This is a genomic window from Halomonas sp. BC04 (assembly GCF_000568385.1).
The window spans coordinates 1-7,403 of record NZ_AZQX01000219.1; the positions used below are offsets into that span (position 1 = coordinate 1).

Here is a 7,403-nt window from a genome sequence, read left to right on the forward strand (position 1 = left end):
TCAAACGTTTGTTTTATTTTTTGCATCTCAAAGGGCCCCGGGGAGCCCATGACGGGTCCGGGACCGGGTGCTATGATCGCCAGTCTCATACCAATTACAGCCACTCGCACCAACAGCAGAACGAGGAAAGCGGCTTGTCACACTTACCGGTGATCGTCGGCATGGGCGGCGTCAACGCCGCCGGCCGTACGTCTGGCCATCAAGCATTTCGTCGCACCGTGATCGATGCCTTGCCCGACGACGACCAGCAGCAGCTTCTGCTGAGCCTGGCCGCACTGATGGGGCTGGGCAGCCATCGGGATGGCAGCTGGCACGACGCCAGGGGCCAAGCCGTCAGCGCCTCCCTCTTGGCTGAACAGTGCCGTGAGCGGGTCCTCGACCACACGCTCATCCGGCGCATCGAGGACCCGCGGTTCAATGACGACGGCCTGCCGGCCAACCGGCGCGCCAGCCTGGGGCTGGGGAACGAGCTGGTTTTCCGTATTCGTCGCCGCCAACTGCCGGAACGCCTCCCGGCAACCTGGCAGGTTCGCGAGCTGGATCGTCATACCCTCGAAGTCACGGTGCCCCCCGGCGACCTGGACGTGATGCTGCCGGAAACCCGCCCGGCCCTGGTTCGGGCCGCCGGCCAGTTGCCCAGCGGCTTCGACCCCAGTCGCCACTATCGCAGCGTGCATCACCCTCGCGGACTGTCGATGTCGATCTTCGCCGCCAGCGACTGCCTGGGCAGCAGCGGACTGACCTGGGAGACACTGCGCGATCGCCTCGATCCGGACGAGGTTGCCGTCTATGCCGGCAACTCCATCGGCCAGCTCGACGACGAGGGCTGGGGCGGGCTGCTCAAGAGCTTCGTCTCGGGCAACCGCGCCACCTCCAAGCAGATGCCGTTGGGCTATGGCCAGATGCCCGCCGATTTCCTCAACGCCTATGTGCTGGGCAGCGTCGGCGGTACCGGCGCCGTGCTCGGCGCCTGCGCCAGCTTCCTCTACAACCTGCGCCTGGGGTGTGAGGACATTCGCAGCGGCCAGCGCCGTGCGGTGATGGTCGGTACCTCCGATGCCCCGGTAACACCGGAGATCATCGAGGGCTTTCGCGCCATGGGCGCCCTGGCCGACGACGAGAGTCTCAAAGCGCTGGACGCCCTGGAACTGCTGACCGATGCCGACTACCAGCGCGCCTGCCGCCCCTTCGCCCGCAACTGCGGCTTCACCATCGCCGAGGCCAGCCAGTTCATCCTGCTGCTGGACGACGCCCTGGCGCTGGAGGTAGGTGCCGAGATACTCGGCAGCGTGCCGGGGGTCTTCGTCAACGCCGACGGCTGGAAGCGCTCGATCTCTGCCCCGGGCATCGGCAACTACATCACCCTGGGCAAGGCGACATCGCTGGTACGCGACATGCTCGGCGAGAAGGCCCTGAGGGAACGCACCTTCCTGCATGCCCACGGCACCAGCACGCCCAAGAACCGCGTGACCGAGTCCCACGTGTTCGACCTGATCGCCCGGGCCCACCATATCGAGAAATGGCCCGTGGTAGCGGTCAAGGCCTTCGTTGGCCACTCCCAGGGCAGCGCCGCCGGCGACCAGCTGACCAGCGCCCTGGGCAGCTTCGCCCACGGACTGCTGCCGGGCATTCCCACCCTCAACGCAGTGGCCGACGATGTGCATGCGGATCGGCTGCGCTTCTCTCGTGACCCCCAGGCATTCGACGCCGACGCCGCCTTCATCAATGCCAAGGGCTTCGGCGGCAACAACGCCACCGGCGTGGTGCTGTCACCGGCCGTCACCGAACGGCTGCTGACACAGCGCCATGGAGAAGCCACCCTGGCGGCCTGGCGCGAGCGCCGCAAGGCGATACGCGAGGTAAGCCAGGCCTATCTCGACAGGGCCGATCACGGTCACTATCAGGCCCGCTATCGCTTCGGAGAGGGAGTGCTGGAAGGCACTGAGCTCGATGTCAGTGCCGACAGCATCCAGATCCCCGGCTATGCACGTCCTGTCTCGCTGGTGGTGGACAATCCCTTTGGCCAGCTGGAAGAGTGACCCTGTGGCGAGGTTGACGTTGTCGTCCCAGCCACGGGCGGTTACCCTGAGCCCCCTTGAGAGTGGCAACTGAGCGGAGCGCCATGAAAATCGCGGTCTACCCGGGCACCTTCGACCCCATCACCCACGGCCATTTCGACCTGATCGAGCGCGCTTCGCGCCTCTTCGACAAGGTCGTGGTGGCCATCTCCGCCAGCCCCGGCAAGGGGCCGGCCCTCGACCTGGGCACGCGCATCGCCCTGGCTCGCGAGGTCGTGGCGGAACTCGACAATGTCGAGGTCATCGGCTTTTCCGGCCTGCTGACCGACATGATGGTCGAACAGAAGGCACGCATTATCCTGCGTGGCCTGCGTGCGGTATCGGACTTCGAGTACGAGCTGCAGCTGGCCAACATGTACCGTGCCCAGGCACCCGAGCTGGAGAGCGTCTTCCTGACCCCCGCGGTGGAGAACTCCTATATCTCCTCCACCATCGTGCGGGAAATCGCCAAGCTCGGTGGCGATATCACGCGACTGGTGCACCCCAGGGTCGCCGAAGCGCTGCGCAGCCATTACAATACCTGACTATAATACTCGGCCTTATTCGCCCGAGTCGCATCACCCCGGGCGGGGCCAGCACCCCTGGCCGCGCCTTATCGCGAGGTAGCCCCATGGCCCTGATGATCACCGACGAGTGCATCAACTGCGACGTCTGCGAACCCGAATGCCCCAACGGCGCCATCTCGCCGGGGGAAGAGATCTATGTCATCGACCCCAACCTGTGCACCGAGTGCGTCGGCCACTACGACGAGCCCCAGTGCCAGCAGGTGTGTCCGGTGGACTGCATCCCTCTGGATCCGGAGCGCGAGGAGAGCCGCGAGCAGTTGATGGAAAAGTACCACGTCATCACCGCTGCCTGAGCGCTCACCGCGGCCCACAGCTCAAGCCAGATGCCAGCGCCCCGCTCATTGAGCGGGGCGCTGGCGTTGGTGGCCTCAAGCCCTAGAGCTCGCCTGCCCGGCGACTCACCGTGCACCCAAGGCAGCGCCGAAACGTCGCCTCTGCCGGCGTCTTCACCAGGGCTTCCGCCGCCTGATCCACATTGCCACCTAGTGCGGTGAATGGCAGCGACACCAGAAATACTGCTGTTCCACCCACGGTAGCAAGCAACAGCAGTGGCCGTGCCACAAGAGCATCAGCAACCATGGCGCCCCCGCTGGGCCGGGCCTCCATGTGCTGCTGCTGAGCCACTGCTGGCAAGCTTCCCAGCATGAAAACAACACCGAAGACTGCGGCTCTGAATAGATTACGTGTCATGACACCCCCGCTCTAAAAGCATGCTGTGTATTTGATGACGTGCATCAATCTTATGCTAATTATAGCTAGTCTTATGTATAATTAATGATACAGTCTGTCACATGAATTCACCTCAAGGTAGCCGCCTTTAGTGGGTCTACCTGTAAGCAGGCTTCGGCCTGAACCGCGCATGCAATGGAGAGCACATGAAGCGTCTTATCGTAACCGCTGCCCTGGCCACCCTCGTGGCTTCACCCGCATTTGCCCAGAGTTATCCGGGTGTACCTGACGAAGGCTTCTATCTGGGTGCAGGTATCGGCCAGTCGAAGCTGGACAATGATACCCTCGACTGGCTTGGCAGCATTGGCGCCAATACCGATGACAAGGACACAGCCTATAAGGTTTTTGCCGGCTACCAGTTCAATCCCAATTTCGCCGTAGAAGCCAGTTATCTGGATTTCGGTGACTACACTGCCAGCGCCTCCGATGGAGCTGACAGCGCCAACATCAAACTTGGCGTAGACGGCTTTGGCTTTGCCTTGGTGGGTAAACTTCCCATCGATGGAGGCTTCAGCGTCTTCGGCAAGCTTGGATTGATCGCTTGGGATGCCAGCCTGTCCGGAACTGCCACGATCGATGGCGTAACCTATCGAGATACTGCAGGAGACAGCGGAACCGATCCGTTTTACGGAGCCGGGGTTGAATATGTCATAGACCAGATCATGGTACGGGCCGAATTCGAGCGCTATGACCTAAGCGACAGTGGGGAGGATTTCACTATCGATATGATTTCAGCAAGCGTGGGCTATCGTTTCTAGCCAATCGCACCAAGCGATTCCAGCCCCGCTTCGGCGGGGCTGTTGCGTTATGCCCCTTCGCCCGCCATGCTTCACGGTTTCGCTTCTCACCGGAAGACTCCGTGGCATCCCAGGAACTGGCAACCCCTTCCGCCGCCCGACGCCGCATCTGGATGCTGGCGTGGCCCATCATTCTGTCGAACATCACCGTGCCGCTGCTGGGATTGGTGGATACCGCCGTGGTCGGCCATCTGCCGGACTCCCGCTACCTGGCCGGGGTGACCCTGGGCGCCACCCTGTTCAGCTTCCTCTACTGGGGCTTCGGTTTTCTGCGTATGGGCACCACGGGCCTGACCTCCCAGGCAGTGGGTCGCGAAAGCGACAGCGAAGTGCGCAACCTCCTGGGACAGTCGCTGCTGATGGCCGCCGGCATCGGTACGCTGCTGATTCTCTTCTCCCGGCCGCTCATATCCCTCGGGCTCTGGCTGCTGGACGGCAGCGAGGTGGCCACCGAACTGGCGGCCGAATATGCGCATATTCGCATCCTCTCGGCCCCGGCGGTACTGGCCAACTATGCCATCCTGGGATGGTTCCTGGGCCAGCAGAATGCACGGGTAACCCTGCTCATCCTGGTATTGACGAACAGCGTCAACATCGCACTCGACCTGCTCTTCGTGGTGGGGCTCGGCATGACCAGCGATGGAGTGGCATGGGCTACGGTCATCGCCGACTATACGGCACTGTTCTTCGGCCTGTGGCTGGTGAGCCGGCAGTTGAAGCTGCTGGAGGGACGGTTCCTGCGCGAGCGCCTGTTGAAGCTGGCCGCCTACGCCGAACTCTTCCACGTCAATGCCAACCTCTTCGTCCGCACCCTGGGGCTGCTGTTCGCCATGGCCTTCTTCACCTCACGGGGCGCCGTACAGGGCGATACGGTGCTGGCCGCCAATGCCGTGCTGCTGCAGTTCATCATGCTGACCAGCTATGCCCTGGACGGCTTCGCGCATGCCGCCGAAGCGATCGTCGGCCGCTCGGTGGGTCGCCGACGCTGGGACGAGTTCGCCACCACCGTGCGCACCGCCGCCTGGTTCTCGCTGATCACCGCCGGCATCGCCTCGCTGGCTTTCGCCCTCGGCGGCCACTACCTCATCGCCCTGCTGACGGGGCTCCCGGAAGTGCGCGCCACGGCAGGCAGCTACCTGCCATGGATGGTGGCCATGCCCTTGATCGCGGTGTGGAGCTATCTGCTGGACGGGGTCTTCATCGGCGCCACGGCAATACGCGAGATGCGCAACAGCATCTTCATCGGCCTGGCCATCTACCTTCCGGTCTGGTGGGCCACTCAGGACCTGGGCAACCATGGCCTATGGCTGGCCTTCCTGACGTTCAGCCTGGTGCGCTCGGCCGTCCTTGCCACCTATTTTCTTCATTACCGCCGTACCCGATGGAATCCCATGGCCCCTTCCCTTTGACAAAACCTGGCTTTCATCACACCGTTGATGAGTCGAAACGTGCAACCTTCTGAGCTTGCGCTACTTTTCTCAGACGACCCGACAGCTATTCCACAACATTAGAAGAAGCGAAACTGCCATGCTCAAGTTCCTGTCCAAACCTGCCGTCAGGCTGGTCGATCGCTATCTGCCCGATCCATTCATTTTCGTTCTACTGTTGACCCTTGTTGCAGCCGCCGCGGCCATTGGCGTCGAGCGTCAGACACCGCTGGCGGTGATGCGCTTCTGGGGCGACGGCTTCTGGAACCTGCTGACCTTTTCGATGCAGATGCTGCTGATCCTGGTCACCGGATTCATGCTCGCCAGCTCACCGCCGGTGAAGCGCATGCTGCAGCAGCTGGCAGGCCGCGCCAACAACGCCGGTAGCGCCATCATTCTGGTGACGCTGGTATCGCTGGTCGCAAGCTGGATCAACTGGGGCTTCGGGCTGGTGGTGGGCGCCCTGTTCGCCAAGGAACTGGCGCGGCTGGTGCGGGTCGACTATCGCCTGCTGGTGGCCAGCGCCTACTCCGGCTTCGTGGTCTGGCACGGCGGGCTCGCCGGCTCCATTCCGCTGACCATCGCCACAGACGGGCACTTCACCGCCGACCAGATCGGCGTGATCGGCACCGGTGCACCATCTTCTCCTTCTTCAACCTGGCCATCGTGGCCTGCCTGTTCATCAGTATTCCCCTGGTCAATCGCCTGATGCTGCCCGACGAGAAGGACAGCGTCTACGTGGACCCCAAGGTGCTGGGCGATGCACCCGATGCCCGGGTGCGCATCACTCGTCCGGCCGACCGGCTGGAGAACAGCGTGACCCTGGCCTGGCTGGTGGGCATTCCCGGGGTGATCTTCCTGCTCGACCACTTCCTGCTGCGCGGCGGCGGCCTGAACCTGAACATCGTCAACTTCATGTTCCTGTTCCTTGCCATCGTGCTGCATCGCACCCCCCGCAGCCTGCTCGAGAGCCTCAACGAGGCGATCAAGGGCGGTGCCGGCATCGTGATCCAGTTTCCGTTCTACGCCGGGATCATGGCGATCATGGTTCAATCCGGGCTTGCCGAATCCATGTCCCAGGGGCTGATCTCGTTCGCCACCGAGACGTCGCTGCCCTTCTGGTCCTTCATTAGTGCCGGCATCGTCAACCTCTTCGTGCCTTCCGGTGGCGGCCAGTGGGCCGTGCAGGCGCCGGTGATGCTGCCGGCTGCCGAGGCGCTGGGCGTGGACGTGGCACGTGTCGCCATGGCCGTGGCCTGGGGCGACGCCTGGACCAACCTGCTGCAGCCGTTCTGGGCGCTACCGGTACTCGCCATCGCCGGGCTGAAGGCCAAGGACATCATGGGCTTCTGCCTGATCCAGCTGTTCATTACCGGCATCATCATCGCCGTTGGCCTGACCTGGTTCTGAGCCCAGGCCCGAGCCACAGGGGCTGACAAAACGCCTTGCCTACGAATCGTGACGATCGGGGCAAGGCGTTATGCTGTAAGGACGACACCACAGGAAATCGATATGGAACACCACGACCTGCCCGGCCAGCATGAATTGAGCATGACCGTACTGATGACTCCCGACATGGCCAATTTCAGTGGCAAGGTCCATGGCGGGGCCATTCTCAAGAAGCTCGACGAAGTGGCCTATGCCTGCGCCAGCCGCTACTCGGGCCACTATGTCGTGACGCTCTCCGTTGACCAGGTACTGTTCAAGCAGCCGATACACGTCGGTGAACTGGTGACGTTTCTCGCCTGCGTCAACCACGTCGGCCGCTCCTCCATGGAGATCGGCGTGAAGGTGGTGGCCGAGAAC

At 62.9% G+C, this 7,403-nt stretch carries 7 protein-coding genes and 1 pseudogene; 7 read left to right on the forward strand and 1 reads right to left on the reverse strand.

All coding sequences use genetic code 11. The features are described 5' to 3' along the window. Nucleotides 1-161 precede the first annotated feature (161 nt). The 3 genes from Q427_RS15160 to Q427_RS15170 all read left to right on the forward strand — a co-directional run bounded on the left by Q427_RS15160 (nucleotide 162) and on the right by Q427_RS15170 (nucleotide 2,937). The gene (locus Q427_RS15160; protein ID WP_043515419.1) at nucleotides 162-2,039 is read left to right on the forward strand and encodes a beta-ketoacyl synthase; all 1,878 of its coding nucleotides are present in this window, start codon (nucleotides 162-164) and stop codon (nucleotides 2,037-2,039) included. Nucleotides 2,040-2,122: 83 nt separating this feature from the next. After that, a complete protein-coding gene (gene coaD, locus Q427_RS15165; protein ID WP_043515409.1) occupies nucleotides 2,123-2,602 on the forward strand; it encodes a pantetheine-phosphate adenylyltransferase in 480 nt (159 codons plus the stop codon). Between the two features lie 86 nt (nucleotides 2,603-2,688). Then, nucleotides 2,689-2,937 (forward strand): YfhL family 4Fe-4S dicluster ferredoxin, encoded by a 249-nt coding sequence (locus Q427_RS15170; RefSeq protein WP_043515411.1) that lies wholly within the window; start codon nucleotides 2,689-2,691, stop codon nucleotides 2,935-2,937. A gap of 82 nt (nucleotides 2,938-3,019) precedes the next feature. Here the strand turns inward: Q427_RS15170 and Q427_RS15175 are convergent, their stop codons facing one another. Next, nucleotides 3,020-3,289, reverse strand: a complete 270-nt coding sequence (locus tag Q427_RS15175) for a hypothetical protein (RefSeq protein WP_231613719.1) — start codon at nucleotides 3,287-3,289, stop codon at nucleotides 3,020-3,022. Nucleotides 3,290-3,519: 230 nt separating this feature from the next. Between Q427_RS15175 and Q427_RS15180 the strand changes: the two genes are divergently transcribed. From Q427_RS15180 to Q427_RS15195, 4 genes and pseudogenes are all read left to right on the forward strand, one after another. After that, complete coding sequence (locus Q427_RS15180) at nucleotides 3,520-4,131, forward strand: porin family protein (RefSeq protein WP_043515414.1); 612 nt, start codon at nucleotides 3,520-3,522, stop codon at nucleotides 4,129-4,131. Nucleotides 4,132-4,283: 152 nt separating this feature from the next. Then, complete coding sequence (locus tag Q427_RS15185) at nucleotides 4,284-5,579, forward strand: MATE family efflux transporter (protein ID WP_043515421.1); 1,296 nt, start codon at nucleotides 4,284-4,286, stop codon at nucleotides 5,577-5,579. Between the two features lie 118 nt (nucleotides 5,580-5,697). Beyond that, nucleotides 5,698-7,007, forward strand: a pseudogene (locus Q427_RS15190) (short-chain fatty acid transporter). Between the two features lie 102 nt (nucleotides 7,008-7,109). Continuing rightward, nucleotides 7,110-7,403, forward strand: a 294-nt coding sequence (locus tag Q427_RS15195) for an acyl-CoA thioesterase (RefSeq protein WP_043515416.1), incomplete at its 3' end; no start/stop codon positions are given.

Coding starts and splice junctions, on each gene's coding strand:
- Q427_RS15160 (WP_043515419.1), top strand. CDS start 162: ATGGGCGGCGTCAACGCCGCCGGCCGTACGTCTGGCCATCAAGCATTT.
- coaD (WP_043515409.1), top strand. CDS start 2,123: ATGAAAATCGCGGTCTACCCGGGCACCTTCGACCCCATCACCCACGGC.
- Q427_RS15170 (WP_043515411.1), top strand. CDS start 2,689: ATGGCCCTGATGATCACCGACGAGTGCATCAACTGCGACGTCTGCGAA.
- Q427_RS15175 (WP_231613719.1), bottom strand. CDS start 3,289: ATGCTGGGAAGCTTGCCAGCAGTGGCTCAGCAGCAGCACATGGAGGCC.
- Q427_RS15180 (WP_043515414.1), top strand. CDS start 3,520: ATGAAGCGTCTTATCGTAACCGCTGCCCTGGCCACCCTCGTGGCTTCA.
- Q427_RS15185 (WP_043515421.1), top strand. CDS start 4,284: ATGCTGGCGTGGCCCATCATTCTGTCGAACATCACCGTGCCGCTGCTG.